This window comes from Sinomonas sp. G460-2, from assembly GCF_047759905.1.
Taxonomy (GTDB): domain Bacteria; phylum Actinomycetota; class Actinomycetes; order Actinomycetales; family Micrococcaceae; genus Sinomonas.
The window spans coordinates 1-21,669 of record NZ_JBKZWT010000038.1 but is presented as its reverse complement, the minus strand read 5'-3'; the positions used below and the strand labels follow the sequence as shown (position 1 = coordinate 21,669).

Here is a 21,669-nt window from a genome sequence, read left to right as displayed (position 1 = left end):
GGGCCAGCACCGGGAAGGGCCGGACCATCTGGAGGGCAATCGCCGTGACAGCGGCAATCCTGTCCCTGGCGGCACCGGTGAGCGCCGGGACCACCCTCGGGGTGAAGCTCGCCCTTGCACTCATGCACCTGATCGTCGCAGCGGTCCTGATCACGGGCCTGCCCCGCTCCGCAGCACCGGTCGTGAACCGACAGACCTCATCGCCCACTCCAGCCGCCGGCCACTGAAGCAGAACGGCTGGCTCACGGTCCGGGGGGTGCACCTTCGGGCCGCACCCGACGGACACGCCCAGCCGAGCAGGGCCGCCCCTGTGCCGAAGGAACCAGTGAACTGGACGCCAGTGGGCCGCCGCGTCGAGCACCACCAATTCTTCCGCGGAGGCTCCGCCAACCTAGCCCAGATTCCGCCGGTGACCGCCGCGTTCGCAGTGGACGCGGCCCCCGCCCCCTTTCCCGAGGACAATCGGCGTGATGCCCGAGGTTCAACGACGTCCGTGCGGATGAACGCCTTCGGACCTGAAACCCGCCCCGGCCGACTCCCGGCGCGGTGGCTAGATGGGGTCGGCGGGTATCTGCCGGTAGATCTGCCCAAGTGTTGTCGCTGCCTCCGCCGAGGCTGTGAATTCCCTGCCCCCGATGCGGGCCACGGGGGTCACGCCTATGGAGTTCACCAGCACGGCTGCGGGGAAGCCGGACAGGTCGGCAAGGCTGACCTCGGCCCGTCGCGAGGCGAAGCCATATCGCCCGAGTGCGGGCTCGAGCAGCTGCCAGGTGATGCCCTCCAGGGCCGGGCCGTCGGGCCAGAAGACCTCGGAACCTCGGGTGAAGGCGATGTTCGCGATCGTCGACTCGCCGATCCGACCTGCGGGATCGACCAGGAGCGCGTCGTCGAAGCCCTCCGCCTGGGCGTCCCTCGCCAGCTGGATCTGGTGGAACGTGCCCTCATGCTTGATCTCCGGCAGCACCCGCGGCGAGGCGACGGGCACCAGGGCGACAGGGCGTGGGTCGGGTTCGATGGGCGGGCGCACGACGGTGAGGATTCGCGGGCGTCCGGGAGCGGTTTCGGTGACGCTCACCCTGAGGTAGGCGTCCGGATGCCCGAGGACCGCCTTCCGCATCAGCGACCTGACGCGCTCCGCATCGATTTCCGTTCCGTACAACCGGGAGTGCGCCGCGGCCATCCGCCGCAGGTGCAGGGCGATGCCGCGGGTCGCGCGGTCGCGGACCTGCATCGCCGTGAAATGCCCGTCGTTGGCCAGGGTGAAGGGCAGGAGCGCGTCGGTGTCCGGTTCGCGGCCATCGACCAGGACGGACAGGACGGAGTCGGTCATGCTCCGAGGCTACATCGGCCATGCATGCCCTGCTTGACGCTCGTTACGGAATCCCCGGAGCTTCTCGCCCGCAAGCCTTGGCCTCCCAAAGCCTCGGGGCAGGATGGGCTCGCCGCGGCCTACATGATTGAGCAGGTCGGCCGATTTGCTCCGGGATCTTGCCCGTGGGACCTGTCCGGCCGTGGATCGCGGTTGCGGGCCGTCACCAGGGCTGTCGGGTTCGTGAGGCCGGGCACGTGGCGTGGGGTCTCCAGCAACCGCCGACGCCGCCACCGCACCCTTGGCTGGCCCACCCCAACTGACGAGCCCGCGACTGCCGGACTCTTCAGGCCGCGACCAGCGGCGCGATCCACAAAAGCGAGTGTCTACAGGACTTCACGCAGCCCACGAGGCGCTGGACGGACTGTGCCCTGCGGGTGCGATGGACCCCTCGGCGCGAGCAGGGCAACCGGTCCACCGGCTTCGCTGGTCGCAGCCGCCTGCGGACGGAGCGCCCCCAAGGCACCTGCGGCCGCACGCTGTCCGGCGTGCTCGGCACGGCGGATGCGCACTCGCTGGATGCTCTTCATGCTTCATTCCCGTTCGCGCTGCCCTGTTCTTGCCCGCATCGGCATCAGGGGTCTGGCAGAGCTCGTTCGGAGCGGGAACCGGGAGCGGATTGGAAACGCGGCTCGGATGCCGGCCAGGGCGACACTCAGGTGGACTTGGGCACCGCCCACCAATGGGCGGATCCGGTAACGGGGAGAGGGGCATGGTCGAGCAGGGACGGGCGGGGCGGGCGATTGATCGGCACGGGGCACGCCGGTTCAGGAGGCCTTTTCGCTGAAGGGGTCGGGGAGCTGGCGCTGCGAGCTGGCTCGGACGATGAGGGTCGTGGCCAGGGTGGTCTTGCGTCCGAACGGGGGGCCGTGGCCCTCGATCCTGCTCATGAGCAGCCGTGCCGCCTCGGCTCCGATGTCGTAGGCAGGCTGGGCGACGACCGAGACGGGCGGGTTGAGCAGGGGGGCCCAGGGGGCCTCGTCGAAGGTCACGACGCCGATGTCGGTGCCGAGGCGCAGCCCGCGTTCGGCGAGCTCGGCCAGGACGCCGAGGGCGAGGGTGGCGTTGGCGATGAAGAAGGAATCTGGCGGGGCGTCAGAGTCGAGCATGGCTGCCGCGGCGGCACGTCCTCCTTCGGTCTTGAAGGGCTGGTGGAGGGTCTTCTCCTGGGCGGAGAGCCCGCGTTCCCGGAGCGCGTCCTCATAGCCCTTGCGGCGTTCGACGGCGGTGCTTGCGTCCTCGGGCCCGGTGATGCAGGCCGGGCTCGCCCAGCCTTCGGCGAGGAGGTGCAGGGTGGCTTCTCTGGCGCTCGAGCGGGAGTCGACGAGCACGGAGTCGACGGCCTCGGTGAGCGTTCGGTCGATCACTATGCAGGGGATGGAGCCGTCCCGGAGGGCCGAGATGTCGGTCTGGGCGCTGTGCGGGGAGAGGATCACCCCGGCCACCTGGTCCTGGCCGGCGACTTGGAGGTAGTTTGCCTCCTTGGTCGGGTTCTCGTCTGCGTTGCAGAGCATGACGGAGTAGCCGGCCTTCTGAGCGACGTCTTCGACGCCGCGGGCAACGGACGTGAAGAAGGGGTTCGTGATGTCGGAGATGATCAGGGCCCAGATCTTCGTGTGCCGGCGCCGGAGGCTGCGGGCCACCGTGTTGGGGCGGTAGCCGAGTTTCCGGGCCGCGGCCTGGACACGCTTCTTGAGCTCGGGGCTGACCGAGCCTGCCCCGTTCATGGCGCGCGAGACGGTCGCGACGGAGACTCCGGCCTCGGCCGCGACGTCTTGGATCCTGGGCGCCTTCATCGAGTGGCCCAGAGGCTCTCGAGGAGGGGCCGCGGGGGCGTCCCCTCCCGGGACGGATGGCTTCATACTGCTATATTCCATCGATCTGGCCGCAGAGGTGCACCGTGACGCCGAGTTCGTCGAAGAAGGCGGCCTTGGCCAGGAGGGCGTCACGGGCTGTGGCCGGGTCGGGGGCGTAGACAACCTGGACGTGGTTGGCCTTGTGCCGGGCCATCAGCTGATCGCGTCCGACCCCGTGGAGGACGGCGTTCATGATGGGCCACTGCGGGTCGGTTGCGTCCAGTCGCCGCTGGGTCTCCTCTGCGGGCAGGTCGGCTACGTGCCCCAGGCCGAGGTCCACGTGGAGCTCACCGCCCATGATGAAGACCCGGGACCAGACGATCTGGCCCGGCTTGGAGATGCCCGAGAGGGTCCCGCCGCCGAGGGGGAAGAACATCGGCGGCTGGCGCATGCTGTACGACTTGGCATAGCCGCCGTTGTGGGATGCGGGCACCGAACCGGAGATCTCGAAGACCCACACGAATTCGCCGTCGTAGTCCTCGCCCCAGCGGACATCGTGGAGCGTCGTCGCGGGGTCGAGGCCCATCGCGGTCCAGATCCTGTTCGTGACGAGGGCGTCCACCGCGACGCCTTCGTCCACTTCGTTGAAGTGGGGCAGGGCCTTCTCGGCGTAGAGCACCCGCGAGCCGTCCCGCGAGAGCACGGGCGGGCGCTGGACGTTGTTGAGCAGTCCTTCGGCGAGGTCGCTGGCCGGCACGGTGTCCTTGAGGCCCTGCTGGTATTGGATGCCGACCGCGTCCAGGCCGAAGTCGTCGGCGATGCGGACGGCCGCGATGTACATCTTGAGCTGGCTGAGGACCTGGGCCTCGGTGAGCTCGGTCGCCTCGTCGGCACCGAAGTGGAAGACGAGCCCGGCGCGGTCGAGCCAGCCCTTGGCCTCGGCGGCCTCCTGGTCGGTCACCTTGCCCATCTCGGCGACGAGGGCGCTCTGTGAGAGGCGCTCCTTGTAGATCCCCAGCGGGTTGAGCAGCTCGTCGTCGATGATCGCGTTGTACATGCCCATGCAGCCCTCGTCGAAGACTCCGACGATGGCCTTGTCCGCCATGAGCTCGGCCGCGAGGGACCGGCCCAGGCGGACCTCTTCGGAGTCCTCCGGCAGGGGCGGGAGATCGCGGACGTGCGACTGGTCGTGCTCGATCGTGCCGGTTTCGAGCCAGCCCTTGAGGTTTGCCACCGCCCATTCGTCGGTGAAGTCCTCGCTCCACAGCGCCGAGTACCGCACTCCGGCCTTCGTCAGGCTCCCCGCAAGGTTGAGCAGGCCGACTAGCCCCGGGAAGTCGCCGGCCCAGTTCGCGACCAGGAGGATCGGTCCCCGGTGGGTCCGCAGGCCGGGAAGGACGTGGTGGGAGTACTGCCAGACGGCCTCGATGACGACGAGCGGCGCCTCGGGGGGGATGCCCTTGAAGACCTCGATGCCGTGCCGCTGGCTGTCGATGAACCCGTGTCCCTTGACCTCGTCCACGGCGTGGGTGCGCTGGACGCCGTGGCCGAGCGCTTCGACGGCCGCGGCGAAGTCGGACTCGAGCCGGGCCTGGGTGGGCCAGCATTTGGTGTTGGCGCTCTGGCGCAGGTCTCCCGAGGCGACCGTGTAGACGGTGCGGGGGCGCGGCCCCGGCGAGGCCGGCAGTTCGGGGAAGGCATAGGGTGCCATGGTGCTCCTTTGCTCGTGGGGCTCGAGGGTTTGGTAGTGGGGATGGACGGTCAATCGGAGGCGGCCTGTCGGGCCGCGAGAGCGTGGGAGATCTCGGCTGTCGCCGCGTAGGACTGCTGGTAGAGCTGGAAGAGTTCGTCGTAGTGGGCGGAGGCGGCCGGGGAGGGCGTGACCTCGCCGGCAGGCGGGTTCCAGGCGGCGATGTCGGCTTCCACACCGGCGGCTCGGGCCGCGAGGTACGCGGCGCCGTAGCTTGCGCCGATTGTCACCGAGGGGATGGTCTGGGGAAGGCCTGTGACGTCGCTGACGATCTGGGTCCAGAGGCCGCCCTGGGTGCCCCCGCCGACGGCGACCGCCCGGTCGATCTGCCCGCCCGCTTCCCGCATCGCCGCGATGTTGTGCCTGACGCCGAGCGCGGTGGCCTCGAGGGCGGCCCGATAGAGGTCGCCGCGGCTGTGCGAGAGGGTCAGCCCGGCGATCAGGCCACGCGCGTGGGGGTCGTTGATGGGGGTCCGTTCGCCGGCGAAGTGGGGCAGGACGAGGAGGCCGCGGGACCCCGGCGGCGAGATGGCGGCCTCCGCCAGGAGCTCGGGATAGTCCGCCGATCCGAAGAGGTCCTTCATCCAGGCGGTGAGCGCCCCGGAGGTGGCGAGCCCGCCGGCCAGGCTCGAGGTTCCTTCGAAGGCTCCTGCCGTGCCCCAGAGGGTGGGCGAAGTGAGGCGCTGGGGGACGGTGTTCACGAGGAACATCGTGGAGCCGTACATGATCATGAGGTCGCCGACGTTCTGGGCGTCGGCGCTGACAGCTTCGCTCCAGGCGTCGATCGTGCCGGTGATCACGGGGATCCCGGCCGGGAGGCCGGTGGCCCGGGCGGCCTCGGGGGTCACTGCGCCCGCCGTCTCCTGCGGCCACGCGAGCCGGGGCAGGTCGATGCCGGGGGCGGCCTGGGCTGCCCAGGGCGTATGCCATTGCGCGGCGGAGGAGTCGTAGAGCGGGGCCGACTGGCTAGCCGAATGGTGGTCGAGCATGTACTCGCCCGTGAGCCGATAGGCGAGCCAGGAGCTCGGCATGAACAGCATCCGGGCCCTTGCGTAGGCCTCGGGTTCGTGCTCGGCCACCCACGCGATCTTCGGCCCCACTGCCTGGGTGGAGAGCGCCGAGCCGCAGCGGGCCAAGATCTCCTCCGCGCCGAGGCGCTCGGTCATCGCCGCAATCTGCTCAGTGGCGCGCGTGTCCACGCCGTACAGGATCGCCCTGCGCACCGGTGCGCCGTCCGCGTCCGCGAGCAGGACGCACGGGCCCATCCCGCTGACCCCGACGGCCACGACCTCCGCCTCGGGGGCGCCAGCCGTGAGCTCACGGCTCAGGCCGACGAACTCCTCCCACCAGGTCCAGCCGTCCATCTCGACCTGGCCCGGCGCCGGGCGGTCGACCGAATGCGGCCTCACTGCCGTGCCCAGCAGGCGCCCGTCCGTGCCGACCAGCACGCCCTTGCTGCTGGAGGTGCCGATGTCCACGGCCAGCACAGCCTGCCTCGATGACGACCGCATGAACGGTTCCTCCCTCTTCTCGGATCCGCCCCAGCGTGCGGTGGAGTACACGCTAGCCCGTTGGAAACGATTACTCAAGATTCGCGTTGTGGACGCCCCGAAGCGACCAGGAGGCCCGCCGGCACTGTTCCGGACACGCTGGCAGGCGAAAACCCGGTTGTCCGGAAACCCCGTAGATCTTTGCAATCCGGGCGTTCTGCGCTCTGATCGAGTGAGGGCTTTACTTGTCGACGTGACCGAGGTTACGATGCGTGGCGTAGTCGAAATCGATTACATGACGAGTACAAGTTCTCCTCGTGGGACACCTCGCCCGCACTGGGGCGCAGCCACGACACCTGGGGTGCCGCCCCGACCCGTGATCGTGGCCGCTGACCCAGCGGGCCGGAAGAAACCGAAGGACGCATCCGATATGAGCTTGGACGTGGGCAGGCTTGCTGCCCTGCGCGATGTGCACACCCGCTCCATCAGCCCCGAGAACTTCGGCGGGGCCAAAGGCGGGGGAGGGCGCGCGACTGAGGGAACGGGAGCGGCCTGCGCCGCCGGGCTCGGGCAGGGGTGGAAGGTCTCCCCGTCCGTGGACGTCGAGGCGCGCTCGGTCTTCGAGCTCGCCTCGATCGACGAGCCCGGCAGGATCACCCACATCTGGCTGACCACGCACCGCGACAACTGGCGCTCGCTCGTCCTTCGCGCCTACTGGGACGGCGAGGACGCCCCGGCCATCGAGGTGCCGCTGGGGGACTTCTTCTGCAACGGGTGGGGGACCTTCGCCCAGGTCAGCTCCGCCATGATCGCGGCCAACCCGCACGGCGGATTCAACTCCTACTGGCCCATGCCCTTCCAGAAGTCGGCCCGGCTCACCGTGGAGAACCTCGCGGACCAGACCGCCACCGTGTATTACCAGATCACCTACGAGACGAACACCGACGTCGCGGGCAGTGGCTACCTCCACGCCCAGTACCGCCGGTCGAACCCCCTGCCTTCGAAAGAGACGCACCCGATCCTCACCGGCGTCGACGGCAAGGGGCACTACGTAGGAACCTACATGGCCTGGGGCGTCAACAGCCCCGGCTGGTGGGGCGAGGGAGAGATCAAGTTCTACCTCGACGGCGACCTCGAGGAAGGCTTCCCGACCATCTGCGGGACCGGCACCGAGGACTATTTCGGCGGCGCGTGGAACTTCGACGTCCCGGGCCGCGGCTACACCGAATACAGCACCCCGTACCTCGGCATGCCGCAGGTCCTCAAGCCGGACGGGCTCTATAGGAGCCAGCAGCGGTTCGGGATGTACCGCTGGCACGTGGCCGATCCGATCCACTTCCACGAAAACCTGACGGTCGACATCCAAGCGCTCGGCTGGAAAGCAGGGCACCGCTACCGGCTGCTGCAGGACGACATCTCGTCGGTGGCCCTGTTCTACCTCGACCGCCCCACAGCCAATCGCCCCGAGTTCCCCAGCGCTGAGGATCTCGAGGTCGCAGGCGAACCCATGGAACCGATGTCCTGAGGGGACCAACGTGCAGACAGCATTGAGGGAAAAGATGTCGCTGAGCGGACGGCTCTCGGTCGTCACCGGCGGCGCCAAGGGTCTGGGCTTCGCGATGGGCGAGGCATTGGCCGAAGCCGGGTCCGCCGTCGTCGTCTGTGATATCGACGCCGAGGCCGGCACGGCCGCGGCAGAGGCGATCTGCAGCCGGCACGGTGTGGACGCACGGTTCGTCGCCGTCGACGTGACCTCCGAACGCGGCGTCTCGGACGCGGTCCGCGAGATCGAAGACGGCGCCGGCCCGATCGACGTCCTCGTGAACAATGCGGGGATCGTCCTCCACGGCGCGCTGACGGACTCGACCTATGAGCAGTGGCGAAAGGTGATGTCCGTCAACCTCGACGGAGTGTTCCTGATGTCCCGGGAGGTGGGGCGCCGCATGGTCTCCCGCGGATCCGGCAGCATCGTCAACATCTCCTCCATGTCGGGGATGATCGCCAACGTCCCGCAGGCGCAGGCCTCGTACAACGCCTCGAAGGCCGGGGTCATCATGCTCACCAAGAGCGCGGCGGTCGAGTGGGCCGGCTCGGGTGTGCGGGTGAACAGCATCGCCCCTGGCTACATGAAGACGGCCTTGACGGAGCCATTCTTCGACGCCGGCGGCGACCAGATCGAAACCTGGATGCGCATGACTCCCATGGGCCGGCCGGGGACTCCCGATGAGCTCGGAGCGGCCGCGGTGTTCCTGGCCTCGGAAGCGTCGTCATTCATGACGGGAAGCATTCTGAACATCGACGGCGGCTACACCGCTGTCTGAACAGGAGGAGAGAGGGCCGGACCAGTCCGGCAAACGAGAAGATCCACAGACTGCAACCAAGTCCATCGGCCGCGCCCGAAGCCGCCCGGCATTGCCCGGGCATCCGAACGGCAGCGCGCCCGATGCCGAATCCGGTCCCATCAGCTGAAGCAGCTGATCGCCGAAAAATCTGTCCCGCGTTCCAATGGAGGTGCGTTATGAAATCCGAACTACCCGATGTTGACCCTTCCCCCGGGCGACCGCCCGCATCCAGGAGCCTCGACCGCCGTCGGTTCCTCCAGATCGGTGCAGGCGTCGCCGCCCTCGGTGCCGCGGCGCCGCTCCTGAGCTCCTGCGGAGTCGGAGCCGCTTCGAGCGGGGGCGGCTCCGCCAAAGAACTGTCCTTCTGGAACTTCTACGGGCCTGCCCCTGACAGCAACCCGCAGAGCCAATGGTTCGTCAAGCTCGCGGACGACTGGAACAAGACCCACGACGTCAAGGTCAAGCTCCGCTACATTCCCAACGCGGACTACATCTCGGGGAACACCCTCCAGACCGCCTTCGCCAGCGGCAGCGGGCCCGACATCTTCCTGCTCAGCCCGGGCGACTTCCTCCGCTACTACAACGGCGGAGTGCTCCAGGACCTCACCGGCAAGATCGGCGCCGACGCGGTCGCCGACTTCCTGCCCGGCACCTTGGACACGCGGAAGGTCGACAACAAGATCTTCGCCGTCCCCATGGAGAGCGAGCCCCTCGCGATGTACTACTCCAAGGCGGCGTTCAAGGAGATCGGCCTGACGGATGCAGATGTCCCCAAGACCTGGGACGAGCTCCTCAGCGTGGCCAAGAAGCTGACCACGAGCAAGCGCTTCGGCGTCTCCTTCGAAACGACGCCCGGCTTCTACCAGAACTTCACCTGGTACCCGTTCATGTGGCAGGGCAACGGCGCTCCGGTCGGCCCGGACGGGAAGGGAGCCTTCGACTCCCAGCCGGTCAAGAACGCCCTCAAGCTCTGGGGCGATTCCATCGGCAGCGGCGTTGCCCCGAAGAAGTTCCTCGGAACCGGCGGCGGCGACGCCCCGGCCAACCTCGGCAGCGGCTACGTGGCCATGCAGCAGACCGGCATCTGGTCGATCGCCGACCTGAAGCAGAAGACGCCCGACTTCGAATACGGCCTCTTCCCTCTTCCGGTTCCCGCGGGCGGCAAGCCGACCAGCGTCATGGGCGGTTGGGCGTTCTGCGCCAACGCGAAGGGCGGCAACCCCAGCGCTGCTGCCGAGTTCATCGCGTGGGCACTCGCGTCCACCGACGCGGACAGCGTCGAGCGCGGGAGGACCTGGAACACGGTGGTCAAGACCAACATCCCCGTCCGCAAGTCGGTCACGACCGCCGCAGACGCCAAGGGCGCGTTCACCGATCCGAACATGAAGTTCTTCGTCGACAAGGTCGCTCCGACCGGTCGCGGCGAGCCGCGGTACCCACCGGAGGTCATCAAGGCCATCTCGGACGCCATCCAGGCAACGCAGCTGGGCGGCCAGAGTGCCGCCTCCGCCGCGGGAACCGCCGCGGCGACCATCAACACGTACCTCTCGTCCTACAACGGAGCTCCGATCCTCTAGTGGCACCGAACACCCTGTCTGCACGGCCGCCGCGAAGCCCTCGCCGGGCTGCTGTTCGTCCTCCCCGACGGCCTCGGGCTGACCATCTTCGTCGGCCTTCCCATGCTGCTCGCCCTCGCGGTCGCCTTCTTCAAGGTCGACGGCTTCGGCAACTACACCTTCGTCGGCACCGCCAACTTCGAACGCATGGGCCACGATGCCCTGCTCTGGAAGAGCCTCGGCGTCACCGGAACCATGGTCCTGGTCTTCGTGCCTGTGACCTTCTTCGTCGCCCTGGCACTCGCAGTGCTCGTCAAGGACAAATTCCCGGGTGTGGGCGCCGTGCGGGCCATCCTGTTCCTGCCGAACGTGCTCAGCCTCGTCGTCATCGGCGTCCTGTGGCAGTTCATGCTGGTCGACAAGCAGGGCATCATCCCCCAGATGAGTGCACCGTTCGGCCTGGGCGACCTGTCCTGGCTCGGAACCCCTCAGCTTGCCCTGGCCACCCTCATCGCAGTGAGCGTCTGGTTCACCATGGGGTACCAGATGTTCCTGTTCCTGGGCGGCCTCACCGACATCCCGCAGGAGTACCACGACGCCGCGAAGGTCGACGGGGCCTCCGCATGGCAGAGGTTCTGGCGGATCACGTGGCCGCTGCTGGCCCCCACGAGCTTCTTCGTGGTCGTGACCTCGATGGTCGCCGCCGTGACGGGCGTCCAAGCCTTCGACCTCGTGTACATCCTGACCAAGGGCGGCCCCGCCAACTCCACCTCCACTGTTGTCTTCTACATCTACCAGCAGGCCTTCAACTTCGGGGACTACGGCTACGCCGCAGCCATCACGACCCTGACGGTCGTCTTCCTGCTGGTCGCCACCATCATCATGCTGAAACTGACGAGGGGCGGCCGATTCAATGCCGACGCCGACTGAAACCCGGGTCCAGCCCAAGCCGCTGACCATCCTCCGCTCCACCCGACCGGCGCCCAGACGCAGGCACAGCCCTGCCAGACGGTCCACGATCGTGAGATCCGTCCTCGCCTGGGTCTCGGCCCTCGTGACGATGTTCCCGATCCTGTGGCTCGTCCTCGGGGCCTTCAAGCCCGCCGGCGCGACGTTCGCCGTCGGCCTGCCGTCCTCGTTCACCCTCGAGAACATCCGGTATGTCCTGACCGAGGTGCCCTTCCCCCAGTACCTGCTCAACAGCGCGATTGTCTCGGTCGCCGTCACCGTCGCGGCGCTCCTCTTCCATTCGATGGCGGCCTATGCGCTCGCGCGGCTGCGGTTCCCCGGAAGGGACCTCAGCTTCACCCTCATGCTCTCCACGATGCTCGTCTCCATGCCGGTGATCCTCGTCCCGCTGTTCCTGATCGTGAAGCAGCTCGGACTGGTCGACAGCTTCGGAGGCCTGATCCTCCCGGCGATCTTCAACGCCTTCGGCATCTTCCTGCTCCGCCAGTACTACCTGAACATCCCCAAGGAGCTCGAGGAGGCCGCCGAGCTCGACGGGTGCGGCTACCCGCGGCTCTACTGGAACGTCATCCTCCCGCTCAGCCGACCGATCCTGGCCTCCCTGGCCGTGCTGTTCTTCCTCGCCAACTGGAATTCGTTCCTCTGGCCCCTGACCATCACGCGAACGCCCAGCCTCGACGTCATCCAGCTGGGGATCTCCGGCCTGCAGGGACAGTACTCGTCCTCCTGGAACATCATTCTGGCCGGCTCGGTGCTCGCCGCCATCCCCACCATCGTCGTCTTCCTCGTGGGGCAGCGATGGCTCATCGACTCGCTCAAGACATCCGGCATGAAGTAGGGCCCCCGCCCTGACAACGCCCGCGAACGCGTCGGTGCCGATCACGTGACGGCCACGCGGTATCCGTCGGCTCGGCCACAACACCCGAGGGCACTGCCGGCGCGTTGAAGTCGCCCCTGTCCGCGGGCGGCCGATCCGTCCGGAAACCGTCTCCGCGCCCAGACCCGTGCGGCGCCCGCCAGAGCACGCCCAGTCCCAGCCTGGCCGCAACCATTTCATGGAGCCTTTCCCAAGAGAGCAGAGAACCCCCGATGACCCAAGACCCCCGGTTTGCCCTCCAAATCACCGCAGAGAGCCAGGCCGGCCTCGATGCCGCCCTCGGCGAGGCCGTCGAACGGGCGATCGGCCATGCTCTCGCGGGCAGGTCCCACGGTGTCCTGCTCACCCGGCACGGCTGCGACTCCTACACAGTTGAAGTCACCGACGAGGTCCCCTTCGGCTTCACCCAAGAACGCGACCACTACACCCGAACCCGATCTGAACGATCCCCCGCGAGGATCGGACCTGTGGCGCTGACCAACAGCGACGAGACCGGCAACGGCGTCGCCAACGTCCAACCGGCCGCTCGGCTGTGACTTCTCCACTGTCTCCGCGATGCACTGATCCGGGTTGGCCGCTGCAAACGATTTCAAATCGTTCTCCAACAGCGACCGAACTCGTCATTGAAAACCCAAATTTGTCGGAATATTTTCTGTGTAATCGATTACATCGAAGTAATCAACGAAAGGGCAAGTGAGCATGAGAACCTACAAGGTCAGGCTGGCCGCGATAGCCGCGACCGCGCTCCTGGGCGCGGGCCTAGTTTCGACGGGAGTGGCGCTGCGGGCGGCCGCGAGCGTCAGCCCGCCCGAAGGAACCTTCTTCGCCACGAAGTCCGAGGAGGAGAGTTCCACCATCCAGACCCAGAGCGACGGTGACCTCTGGGCGTCGTGCTGGGCCGACGACGGCAACCTCTACGCAGCCAACGGCGACGGCAAGGGCTTCAGCCTCGGCGGGGTCTCCTCTGACGTCTCCGTCAGCAAGCTCATCGGCGGCCCGACGAACATCACCGGTTCGACGGTCTCCCAGGGCGACGCAGTGGGCCAGGTGTGGACGGCCGGCGGGAACTACACGCGCAAGCCGACAGGCATGGTCTGTGTCAATGGGACCATGTATCTCGCCGTGCAGGACCTGAGCAAGTCGTTCAACGACGCCCCTGCGGCGACGATCGCGAAGTCGACCGACCACGGTGCGACGTGGACCTGGGACCACAGCGCGCCGATGTTCTCGAACCACGTGTTCACGACGATGTTCTTCGCTGACTTCGGGCAGAACAACGCCAACGCGCCGGACGGGTACGTGTACGTCTACGGGCTCGACTACAACTGGAGGACCTCGTTCGACCACACGGTGCCGGATCCGGTGGACCTGTATCTGGCCCGCGTGCCGAACGCGAGCATCCAGAACCGGTCGACGTGGCAGTTCTACACGGGAATGTCGGGCAGCGCCCCCACATGGTCCTCGGACATCAACGCGAAGCAGGCGGTACTGCACGACGACCGGCGCATCTACACGACAATGCTGGGCGCTGGAGTCAACAATCTGACCGTCCTCGCGCAGGGCGGGGTGCTGTACGACAAACCGCTGAACCGCTACATCTACTCGTCGTGGACGGAGTACACGCACGAGTTCTACGAGTCCCCCACCCCCTACGGCCCCTGGTCCCACTTCAAGACCAAAGACTTCGGCGGCTACCCGTGGACCCAGACCAAGAACGGCGGCTACGCGACGACCATCCCGTCGAAGTTCCTCAGTGCCGACGGCCTGACCATGTACCTGCAGTCGAACGTCTGCCCGTGCGGTGGCGGCGGGACGAGCGTGTACAACTTCGCGCTGCGCAGGCTGACCCTGACCACGGCACCGACAGCGGCTCCAGCCAACGGCGTCAGCAACACGACGAACCTCGCGCAGGTTCCAGGCACGGTGCCGATCGAGCGCGTCGCGCACTTCGGGAACAACACGTACTACAACGACGGCAACTACGGGAACTCGGAAGACGACTGGAACAACGAAGTCAAGGGCACGGACGCGAGCTGGTGGGGCTACACGTGGCCGCGGCAGTACACGATGAATCAGCTCATGTATACGACCGGCACCATGTTCCCGGACGGCGGCTGGTTCGCTTCCGGCCTCCGGGTCCAGGTCAGGCACCTCAACACCTGGAGCGATGTCACCGGCACCTGGAGCACCCCGGGATATCCGTCCAGCAGTGCGGGAGGGAACAACGCCAGCTATATCTTCAGCTTCGACCCGGTCGCCGGGGACGGCATCCGGATCGTCGGGACGCCGGGCGGGACCTCCACGTTCACTTCGGTGGGGGAGCTCACGGTGCACTACGCCGGCAACTACTCCGTCGGCGGGGCGATCCTGACCGAGTACAACAATGTCGGCGGTTCCTCCGGCTTCCTGGGTGCGGCGATCACCGACGAGACGTCGACGCCGAACTCACCGTGGGGCAGCGGGCGGTACAACCATTTCCAGAAGGATGGCTCGATCTACTGGACCGCTGCGACGGGTGCCCATGAGGTGCATGGTGCGATCCACGACAAATGGGCCACGCTCGGCTGGGAGCAGGCGATGGGCTTCCCGACAACGGACGAGTCGGGTACTCCGGACGGCATCGGCCGGTACAACGCGTTCCAGACCGGATCGATCTACTGGACGCCCTCGACCGGCGCCCACGACGTCCGCGGGGTGATACGTGACAAGTGGGCCTCCCTCGGTTACGAGCGGAGCGTTCTGGGCTATCCGATCTCGGACGAGCTCAACGACCCGGTGGGCAAGCGGAGCAACTTCCAGTACGGGTACATCATCTTCAACGCCTCAACGGGTGTGGCCACCGCCTATTACAACAACGGCGCCCCCGTCTAGCTGTCCCGGCCCGGCCGGAAGGTTTGGTGTCCGTAAGCGACTTGGAGGTCCTCGATCAGTGGGTCGGGCGGGCGGCGCGCAGTTGGACCGCTGTGGACGACTCCCCAGCCGGGCGGGTCGAACGTCCAGGCCTCCTCGTCGGCGAATCCGGCACCGGCCGCGGCGAGCGAGCCGCCTTCCGGGATTGAGGTTGCAGGCCCGGGGGTAGGAGACCTGTGTGGGGTTCGAGAAGGAGCGCCCTTGCCCCTGCCCAAGCCGCTGAACTCTGGGTCAAAGGGAGGCACACAATGAGAATCGGGGTCATCACCGACACGCACCTCGCCCCCGCCGGAACCGAGCATTTCCCCTGGCACACCGAACTGCAGTTCGAGACCGCCGCCGCGCGCTACGCCGGGGCCCTGCGCACCCTGCGACGGCACGGCCCCGACGTGCTCGTCGTCCTCGGCGACCTCACGCATTTCGGGGACGGGCCCTCGGTGAAGGACTTCTTCGACATCACCGTCGCCGAAGCGTTCTGCCCGATCCTCCTCGTCCCCGGCAACCACGACATCCCACCCTCTCGCGACAGCCTCGCCGACGCGTTCGACACCCTCCCCACGGGCCGACACCGCATCGTCGACGCGGTGCGCGCCTCCCTGACGGCCAGCGGAATCCCGATCCACGGAGTCGGCCTCACTCCGGGGGAGACCGAAGGCGAGTACGCCGGAACCCGGATCCCCGCACCGGACCAGTTCGCCGTCGTCCTGAGCCACTACCCGATCCTGACCCTGGAAGAAGAATGCGCGGCCGCGGGGCTCCAGTACGCCGGAGACCTCATCAACCGCGCGGACCTCGAGCGAGCGCTTCACAGCTCCGGGTGCCCCACGGTCGCCTTCACCGGCCACCTCCACGTCCGAGCGGCGAAGGCCAGCGGAAACATCCTCCAAATCGCCTTCGGCGCACTCATCGAAGCCCCATTCGACGTCGCCTACGTCGACATCGAACGCAACACCCCCGACGGCCCCACAGTGAGAGTCCAGCAGCTCGCACCCGCCACCGCGGCGCGAGCAGCCCTCACCGACCCCACCAGCAGCTACAGCTACGGGAAAGAATGGACCCCCACCGCATGAACCTCGTGCTTGCTTTCGACCTCGACCGCCGCCCCTGGGCCACCGCGAGGAACTGCGGACGGCGATCGTGACGTGGATCGAGCGCACCTACCACCGCCGTCGGAGGCAGGCCAGCCTGGCCCGGGCAGGCAGTCGCGCCGGCTGGCCCGAGGGGAGCGCTGCTCACAGTCTCTCCCTTCTTCCGTGATCGTGACGTCAGCGGCCCGCCCGATCTGTTGTCCATCTTTATTCTCCGTCTGTTTGCCAAGACATCCTCCCTGGGGACCACAACGTCGATCTACTGACCCAATGGCGGTGATTCCAACGCCGCGGCAATTCTGCAATTCAGGTCCGACTTTTTGAACGCCATGGCGCCCGATCGGACCGCTGAAGGGTGAGATTAGTCAGCGCCGGCAAGCAAGCCCTCGATCGCATGGCCGACCCAATCGGGTGAAGCCGGCGCTGTTCCAGACCGGTGGATGTACGGATACCCGACGCGATGAAACTCCGGCGTCCGCGGCGCACACTGCCCAAGATACGAAGGTGCGCTCGCCGACACCGGGCCGGGGGCCGGGCCTACCATAGAGCATGGACCACGCGACCCCCGCCCCGGCGCAGCCCACCACGGGGCCGCCCCTTGCGCGGGAGAGGATCGTCGATGTCGCCTACGGTCTCTTCGCCCGCCGTGGGATCCGCGGGGTCGGCGTCGACGAGATCATCGCCCGCTCGGGTGTGGCCAAAGCCACCTTCTACCGCCACTTTCGCTCCAAGGACGAACTCGCCATCGCGTTCCTCGAACGCCGCGACCGGCTCTGGACCACCGACGCGGTCGTGGCCGAGGCCCGCCGGCGCGGCGGGGGCGGCGAGTCGGCCCTGCTCGCTATCTTCGACGTCTTCGACGAGTGGTTCCACCGAGAGGACTTCGAAGCCTGCTCGTTCATCAACGTCCTGGTCGAGATGGGCCCCGGTCACCCGCTCGGCAGGGCCAGCATCGAATACCTGGCCCGCATCCGCACCCACCTCGCAGTCCTGGCACGCGAGGCCGGACTGCGAGACCCGGAAGGATTCGCGAGGTCCTGGCACATCCTCATGAAGGGCTCGATCGTCTCCGCCACCGAAGGAGACCCCACGGCCGCCCGGCTTGCCCGACAGATGGCCGTCTGGCTGATCGAGAGTCACCGGGCACCGCCCGCGCCCTGAACCGCTGGCATCGGGTCCGAGTAGCCCGCCGAGGCCTCCCCCAAAGGACTGCGGCCGGCGTTGGGGAGCCCCGGGCCGCCGTGTCCCGAGGGCCCCGGTCCGTTCAGGCTGGCACCAGGTCCGGCCCCACGATCCTGCGCGCTCCGACCGGCTCGGGCGGCGACGCCAGCAGCGGAGCGATCAGAGCGTCGCACGGGGCCATCGGGGACGTCGAATCAATCGGTCTCGATCCGTCCTGCCGCGGTACCGGAATCGAATCCGCCGGCGAACGCCTTGACTGTCCACTCGAATGGCACTCCGGCTTTCGGCTCGCCCTTGAGTCAAGATGTGAGCATCCCGCCCATCGCGGTGAGCCTGAACGTGGCGGAGGAGGTCGCCGAGCCCAGTGACCTCACCAAATCCGGAATCACTGCTTGGGCGCCCACGATCCCAGCAGCTGAAGAAAGTCTGGCACTGTCTGGCCAGATACGGGCCAGCGACCGCATGCGTGCCCGGCCCGGAATGAAGCCGCCCACCTGGGCTACTGCATGGCGCTGCGGAAGCTAGGCATCGGCCGCTTCCCTGACCTTGGCGCGGACGGCGGCGGCGAGCAGAAGGTAGCCGCCGTAGATCGGCAGGCCGGCATAGAAACCCGGCTGCGCGGGGGCGAGGATGGCGGTGCAGACCAGGAACACGGCGGCGGCGCCGGTGCACAGCCGAAAGGCGACCTGGCTATTGGATCGCAAGGCCCGCGCTCCGACCACCATGACGACGCCAAGCACGAAGCTCGTCCAGCCGATCCACAGCATCTGGGAGAGGCGCGAGTCGTAGCCGCCACGTTCGACGTATGCCGTGCGGATGGAAAGCACGGAGTGAAGTGCGGCAGACACCGCGACCAGCAATCCGACAGCCATCGTGACCGCAGGGAAGGACCTGGCCAACAAGCTCTCGCGGGTGACCGAACCGCGGTCTGGACTCTTCATCGCACTGTCCTCTCGTCCCCCGCCGGACGGCGGGGGACGCCCCGGCGCACACGCACAGATTACGCCGGGGCCCTCCAGATGTCAAATCTGGATTTCAATGTTAGATTTTATCCATCGCCCGCAGGAAGGACCCGCACCGAATGGCACGACTCGCCCCCCGCTCCCCTCGCCGAGACGATCCCGGCACCCGGGGCAGACTGCTGGAGACCGCCGGTCTGGTCTTCGCCGAGCGAGGCTTCGACCGGGCCACCAGCAAGGAGATCTGCGATCGAGCGGGCACGAACACCGCCGCTGTCAACTACTACTTCGGGGGCATCGCCGGCCTGTACGAGGCGGTTCTTGAAGAAATTCCACGCCGCCTGGTGACGATCGAGGCGATCTCCTCGGCGATGGACGCCACCGACGGTCACGCCCCAGACCGGCTCTCGGCGTTCACGGGCGTCGTCGTGGGCGCGTTGACCGGCCCGGCGGCAGCGTCCTGGCCGCTGCGGGTCATCGCACGCGAATTGGTCGCCCCTGCGTCGATACGGGACGGCCTGAGGCTCAGGGGGATGTATCCGGGAGGGCGCCTCCTCCGCGCGCTCGTCAGCGAACTGACCGGACTGCCCGACGATCACCCGGACGTCGCGCCGGCATGCCTCAGCGTCGCCGCGCCGTTCCTGATGCTGCTGATCTGCGACCGCCCGACGCTGGACGCCCTCTTCCCCGGGCTCGGTCTGGACGCAGCGGACAGCGAAGCCCTCGCCGACCGCATCGTGCGATTCACCCTGGGGGGCCTGACGGGCATCGCCGCTCCCGACCGTGGCAACCCCTAGGGCGGCGGTTCTAGGAACAGGTGAAGCGTCCGGAGGGCGTCGATGCGGTTGTTGCATCCGAGCTTGGCATAGGCATTTTCAAGGTGCTTGCTGGTAGTTCTCGGGCTGATGCCCAGGATGTGCCCGATCGCGGTTGCGGTGAGCCCTCTGCCCACCAGGCGCAGAATTTCCTGCTCCCGCGCGGTCAGCGAATAGGCGGCTGCGGCGTTCTTCTCGGCGGCCTCGTGGCCATCATCGTCGTAGGCTGCGTCCAGGAGCCGCAGGATGGGCTGGACGTAGCCGGAGAGTTCGACTTCGCGGTCCGTGAAGTCATGGCTCCAGCGGTTCAACGACCAGCCCTGGATGCTGGTCCGGCCGTTTCGAGCGGTGAGGAACGATAGCTGCCGGTTTGAACCCAGCGCACTCAGGCCCACCTTGTACGCACGGGTGGCGTAGAGTTCCCGGTCGGTCACAAGATCGCTGAGGCGGCGCGGACGCCACATTCCAGAGGCCGTGTCCCTCATGCAGCTGAGCAGGATCGGGTGGTCGTCCCAGAGTTCGCGCCATTCTCCGGGGACGGCTGCGCGTTGGTGCTCGGGGTAGACGAGAGCCTCGGCTGTTCCGGCGGCTGGGTCCACGGCGATCCGAGCCGCGCTATCTGCCGGGAACATCTTCAGGAGCAGCTCGCTTGCCGCGCCCAGATACTCGGTGCGGTCGGCTAGATGCGCAAGCTGGGCGGCGAGGTCGGCTATGGGTTCCATCGTTTCGCCTTGTGGACGTTCGCTCGGGGCCTGACCGACCAAGGCTAGGTCGGCCGGCGGGTACGCACAAGTGCGTATTCACCTCACCTCAAGGGCCGTCCATGATGGTTATCGGCAGAGGACGCGCCAACCGGAGGTCCAGCCCATGCAGCCCCCAAGGCGCCTCGCTTCGCCTCCCGGCAGGGAGCCGAAGGGTGCGAGGACTGCGATGGCTCGGACAAGTAGCGGTGTCCGTCCCGAAGGTCCTCGCACCCCAAAGCCGGCCCCCTTCGTCACTGGGCGGGCGCGCTCACGCAAAGAAGGTGCCCCCCATGCACAGCGCTTCGCTTCCAAGACCCCATCTACATTGGCCCGGTGCCGCGGCGCTTGTCGCCTCGGCCGCCCTCCTGGCAGCCATGGCACTGGCCGGCGGGCAGGCCAGCACACGGAACCCGCCGGCACCAGCCCCGCCAGCAACCGCACCCTCGGCCACAGCGGATTCCCAGCTGCACGCACCAGTGACCATCCGGTTCCCCTACAGGCTGCACTATTAGCCCGGCACGGGGGCGCAGCCTTTCCGTCGCCTGCGATCGTCCGGACCGCCGGGCGGAACCCGCCCTGCCCCCGGGGAGCGCCCAGGCAATTGGCGCACCGCGCACGGACGACCTGACCAGCGCAGATCCTGCACACTTCAGAGCGAAGGAGGGCCCAATGGCCGCCAGACTGCCCCGTGAAGGAACCCCACCGACCGGCGAGGATCGAGGATGCGACACCAGCGGGATGCTCGTAGTCCACCGGATGCTCCGCCGCTGGTTCGCGGACGCGCCACAGCTCGTCCGGGCGGTGCCCCCGGGCGACACCAAGCGCTCGGCCGTGATCGGAAGCCATGTATCGGAGTTCGCGCAGGCGCTTCACAATCACCATGCCACCGAGGACGACCTGCTGTGGGACACACTCGAATCACGCTCGCCGGCGTGTGCGCTCCACGTAGCCCAGATGAAAGCACGGCATCAGGCGGTGGCGGTGGTTCTCCGCGAACTCGAGGCCGTGCTGCTCGCGTGGCAGAACACCGCCGACCCGGCGACCAGGGACAGAGTCGCCGAGATCCTAGACCGCGTACGGGTCGCCCTCGCAACGCATCTGGGTCAAGAAGAGGACCAGATCCTTCCGGTCGCGGGGCCGACAATGAGCCAGCGCGAATGGGACGATTTCGGGAAACACGGGCTCACGAGCCTTCCAAAGAACCGGCCGATGATTCAGCTCGGCTACGTCCTCGACCCCTTCACACCCGAGGAGCGCCTCACATGGATGAAGAAGAGCGTCCCGGCTCTCGCACGGATGCTCTACTGGCTGGTCGGCCGTCGTCAATACGATTCGGACTACCGCCGTGTGTACGGAAAAGCGCCGAGCTACACAGAACGAAGGCTCCACAGAAGGCCAAGACCCGGGCAAATTCAAGCACGTCTCGGTTGCCCAGTCCGATAACGATCGTCCCGTGACAGGCGGAGGAAGCCCGCGAGATGTCGCACATTCTTGACCAGGCCGACGTCTCGCCGGAGCTGTCCGATCTCCCGGCACAGCGCCGTATCGCCCGGTGAGGGGACGGACTTACCGAATCGAACGACTGGCCCACGAGCACGATTTGGAGGCCTTCGAATAGGGTGAGGTGTACCACAACCTCCTGGCTTGTGCTCCCCGCTCGAGAAGCGGACACGCGAGGCACCTCCGCTGTCTATCTCCTCGTTTGTCGCAACGGTGACGCCACCCAAGAGTGTGTGGCTATTTCGCCATCTGTCCCGCTCTAGTTGTACCCGGCCATCAGGTTGGTTGCAGGCGGCTGGTCGGGGGCTTGCCGTTGAGTGCGC

Annotated in this window: 18 protein-coding genes; 12 read left to right on the top strand and 6 right to left on the bottom strand. The window is 67.4% G+C overall.

What is annotated here, in order from left to right; all coding sequences use genetic code 11:
• Nucleotides 1-227: DUF6069 family protein (locus ACLN58_RS06310; protein ID WP_415854417.1), on the top strand; the 227-nt coding region annotated here is incomplete at its 5' end.
• 323 nt (nt 228-550) lie between these two features.
• On the opposite strand, the gene ACLN58_RS06305 is transcribed toward ACLN58_RS06310, so the two are convergent.
• The 4 genes from ACLN58_RS06305 to ACLN58_RS06290 all read right to left on the bottom strand — a co-directional run bounded on the left by ACLN58_RS06305 (nt 551) and on the right by ACLN58_RS06290 (nt 6,426).
• Nucleotides 551-1,330, bottom strand: coding sequence for an aminotransferase class IV (locus ACLN58_RS06305; protein WP_415854416.1), 780 nt, complete (start codon nt 1,328-1,330; stop codon nt 551-553).
• A gap of 806 nt (nt 1,331-2,136) precedes the next feature.
• The gene (locus tag ACLN58_RS06300) at nt 2,137-3,231 is read right to left on the bottom strand and encodes a LacI family DNA-binding transcriptional regulator (protein ID WP_415854415.1); all 1,095 of its coding nucleotides are present in this window, start codon (nt 3,229-3,231) and stop codon (nt 2,137-2,139) included.
• A 4-nt stretch (nt 3,232-3,235) separates the two neighbouring features.
• Complete coding sequence (locus tag ACLN58_RS06295) at nt 3,236-4,876, bottom strand: fucose isomerase (RefSeq protein ID WP_415854414.1); 1,641 nt, start codon at nt 4,874-4,876, stop codon at nt 3,236-3,238.
• 50 nt (nt 4,877-4,926) lie between these two features.
• Nucleotides 4,927-6,426 carry an FGGY-family carbohydrate kinase gene (locus ACLN58_RS06290; RefSeq protein ID WP_415854413.1) on the bottom strand — a complete coding sequence of 500 codons (1,500 nt, stop codon included), beginning with the start codon at nt 6,424-6,426 and terminating at the stop codon, nt 4,927-4,929.
• Between the two features lie 409 nt (nt 6,427-6,835).
• Here ACLN58_RS06290 and ACLN58_RS06285 point away from each other — a divergent pair, with 409 nt between their 5' ends.
• The 9 genes from ACLN58_RS06285 (at nt 6,836) to ACLN58_RS06245 (ending at nt 17,308) form a co-directional block, all read left to right on the top strand.
• Nucleotides 6,836-7,930, top strand: coding sequence for a glycoside hydrolase family 172 protein (locus ACLN58_RS06285; RefSeq protein WP_415854412.1), 1,095 nt, complete (start codon nt 6,836-6,838; stop codon nt 7,928-7,930).
• A 10-nt stretch (nt 7,931-7,940) separates the two neighbouring features.
• Complete coding sequence (locus tag ACLN58_RS06280; RefSeq protein ID WP_415854411.1) at nt 7,941-8,726, top strand: SDR family NAD(P)-dependent oxidoreductase; 786 nt, start codon at nt 7,941-7,943, stop codon at nt 8,724-8,726.
• Nucleotides 8,727-8,923: 197 nt separating this feature from the next.
• Nucleotides 8,924-10,324 carry an ABC transporter substrate-binding protein gene (locus ACLN58_RS06275; RefSeq protein WP_415854410.1) on the top strand — a complete coding sequence of 467 codons (1,401 nt, stop codon included), beginning with the start codon at nt 8,924-8,926 and terminating at the stop codon, nt 10,322-10,324.
• Nucleotides 10,325-10,426: 102 nt separating this feature from the next.
• Nucleotides 10,427-11,233: a carbohydrate ABC transporter permease gene (locus ACLN58_RS06270; protein WP_415854409.1), complete on the top strand. Its 807-nt coding sequence runs from the start codon at nt 10,427-10,429 to the stop codon at nt 11,231-11,233.
• 91 nt (nt 11,234-11,324) lie between these two features.
• Nucleotides 11,325-12,110: a carbohydrate ABC transporter permease gene (locus tag ACLN58_RS06265; protein ID WP_415854408.1), complete on the top strand. Its 786-nt coding sequence runs from the start codon at nt 11,325-11,327 to the stop codon at nt 12,108-12,110.
• 251 nt (nt 12,111-12,361) lie between these two features.
• Nucleotides 12,362-12,685, top strand: a complete 324-nt coding sequence (locus ACLN58_RS06260; RefSeq protein WP_415854407.1) for a hypothetical protein — start codon at nt 12,362-12,364, stop codon at nt 12,683-12,685.
• Nucleotides 12,686-12,848: 163 nt separating this feature from the next.
• Complete coding sequence (locus tag ACLN58_RS06255; RefSeq protein ID WP_415854418.1) at nt 12,849-15,020, top strand: hypothetical protein; 2,172 nt, start codon at nt 12,849-12,851, stop codon at nt 15,018-15,020.
• A 287-nt stretch (nt 15,021-15,307) separates the two neighbouring features.
• Nucleotides 15,308-16,129 carry a metallophosphoesterase family protein gene (locus ACLN58_RS06250; RefSeq protein ID WP_415854406.1) on the top strand — a complete coding sequence of 274 codons (822 nt, stop codon included), beginning with the start codon at nt 15,308-15,310 and terminating at the stop codon, nt 16,127-16,129.
• 567 nt (nt 16,130-16,696) lie between these two features.
• Entirely contained in the window at nt 16,697-17,308 is a 612-nt protein-coding gene (locus ACLN58_RS06245; RefSeq protein ID WP_415854405.1) for a TetR/AcrR family transcriptional regulator, read from the top strand.
• 542 nt (nt 17,309-17,850) lie between these two features.
• On the opposite strand, the gene ACLN58_RS06240 is transcribed toward ACLN58_RS06245, so the two are convergent.
• Nucleotides 17,851-18,270 (bottom strand): hypothetical protein, encoded by a 420-nt coding sequence (locus ACLN58_RS06240; RefSeq protein ID WP_415854404.1) that lies wholly within the window; start codon nt 18,268-18,270, stop codon nt 17,851-17,853.
• A gap of 140 nt (nt 18,271-18,410) precedes the next feature.
• Between ACLN58_RS06240 and ACLN58_RS06235 the strand changes: the two genes are divergently transcribed.
• Nucleotides 18,411-19,085: a TetR/AcrR family transcriptional regulator gene (locus tag ACLN58_RS06235; RefSeq protein ID WP_415854403.1), complete on the top strand. Its 675-nt coding sequence runs from the start codon at nt 18,411-18,413 to the stop codon at nt 19,083-19,085.
• On the opposite strand, the gene ACLN58_RS06230 is transcribed toward ACLN58_RS06235, so the two are convergent.
• The gene (locus ACLN58_RS06230) at nt 19,082-19,825 is read right to left on the bottom strand and encodes a helix-turn-helix transcriptional regulator (protein ID WP_415854402.1); all 744 of its coding nucleotides are present in this window, start codon (nt 19,823-19,825) and stop codon (nt 19,082-19,084) included. The two genes, ACLN58_RS06235 and ACLN58_RS06230, sit on opposite strands and share 4 nt — an antisense overlap.
• A gap of 690 nt (nt 19,826-20,515) precedes the next feature.
• Between ACLN58_RS06230 and ACLN58_RS06225 the strand changes: the two genes are divergently transcribed.
• Nucleotides 20,516-21,289 (top strand): hemerythrin domain-containing protein, encoded by a 774-nt coding sequence (locus ACLN58_RS06225; protein WP_415854401.1) that lies wholly within the window; start codon nt 20,516-20,518, stop codon nt 21,287-21,289.
• Nucleotides 21,290-21,669 lie beyond the last annotated feature (380 nt).

Excerpts from the sequence above, each read along its gene's own strand:
- ACLN58_RS06270 (WP_415854409.1), top strand. The coding sequence starts at position 10,427 with ATGCTGCTCGCCCTCGCGGTCGCCTTCTTCAAGGTCGACGGCTTCGGC.
- ACLN58_RS06285 (WP_415854412.1), top strand. The coding sequence starts at position 6,836 with ATGAGCTTGGACGTGGGCAGGCTTGCTGCCCTGCGCGATGTGCACACC.
- ACLN58_RS06235 (WP_415854403.1), top strand. The coding sequence starts at position 18,411 with ATGGCACGACTCGCCCCCCGCTCCCCTCGCCGAGACGATCCCGGCACC.
- ACLN58_RS06255 (WP_415854418.1), top strand. The coding sequence starts at position 12,849 with ATGAGAACCTACAAGGTCAGGCTGGCCGCGATAGCCGCGACCGCGCTC.
- ACLN58_RS06245 (WP_415854405.1), top strand. The coding sequence starts at position 16,697 with ATGGACCACGCGACCCCCGCCCCGGCGCAGCCCACCACGGGGCCGCCC.
- ACLN58_RS06240 (WP_415854404.1), bottom strand. The coding sequence starts at position 18,270 with ATGAAGAGTCCAGACCGCGGTTCGGTCACCCGCGAGAGCTTGTTGGCC.
- ACLN58_RS06250 (WP_415854406.1), top strand. The coding sequence starts at position 15,308 with ATGAGAATCGGGGTCATCACCGACACGCACCTCGCCCCCGCCGGAACC.
- ACLN58_RS06225 (WP_415854401.1), top strand. The coding sequence starts at position 20,516 with ATGGCCGCCAGACTGCCCCGTGAAGGAACCCCACCGACCGGCGAGGAT.
- ACLN58_RS06305 (WP_415854416.1), bottom strand. The coding sequence starts at position 1,330 with ATGACCGACTCCGTCCTGTCCGTCCTGGTCGATGGCCGCGAACCGGAC.
- ACLN58_RS06275 (WP_415854410.1), top strand. The coding sequence starts at position 8,924 with ATGAAATCCGAACTACCCGATGTTGACCCTTCCCCCGGGCGACCGCCC.
- ACLN58_RS06230 (WP_415854402.1), bottom strand. The coding sequence starts at position 19,825 with ATGGAACCCATAGCCGACCTCGCCGCCCAGCTTGCGCATCTAGCCGAC.
- ACLN58_RS06300 (WP_415854415.1), bottom strand. The coding sequence starts at position 3,231 with ATGAAGCCATCCGTCCCGGGAGGGGACGCCCCCGCGGCCCCTCCTCGA.
- ACLN58_RS06290 (WP_415854413.1), bottom strand. The coding sequence starts at position 6,426 with ATGCGGTCGTCATCGAGGCAGGCTGTGCTGGCCGTGGACATCGGCACC.
- ACLN58_RS06260 (WP_415854407.1), top strand. The coding sequence starts at position 12,362 with ATGACCCAAGACCCCCGGTTTGCCCTCCAAATCACCGCAGAGAGCCAG.
- ACLN58_RS06295 (WP_415854414.1), bottom strand. The coding sequence starts at position 4,876 with ATGGCACCCTATGCCTTCCCCGAACTGCCGGCCTCGCCGGGGCCGCGC.